Below are 227 nucleotides of genomic sequence, written 5' to 3' on the forward strand. Positions count from 1 at the left end.
CGCAACGAAAGGAACGTCCAGCACCGACGTCACCTCCGATGCGGCCTGGAGCTCCTCCAACACGGCGCTTGCTACCGTCGATTCGGACGGCAATGTCAAGCTGCTCGGAGCGGGCACGGTCAAAATAACCGGCAAGCACAAAGGTCAATCCGCCGCGGTTAGTCTGACCGTCTCTTCGCCTTACAAATCGGCTGCTATCAATCCAGACCGGCTGCTGGAGTTCAAGG

The 227-nt window shown here is 59.0% G+C and carries 1 protein-coding gene; it reads left to right on the plus strand.

The window, feature by feature from the left end:
* On the plus strand, positions 1 to 227 hold a 227-nt coding region (locus PA598K_RS35025; RefSeq protein ID WP_185602434.1), incomplete at both ends, for an Ig-like domain-containing protein.

The sequence above is a fragment of the Paenibacillus sp. 598K genome, from assembly GCF_003851045.1.
Taxonomy (GTDB): domain Bacteria; phylum Bacillota; class Bacilli; order Paenibacillales; family Paenibacillaceae; genus Paenibacillus_D.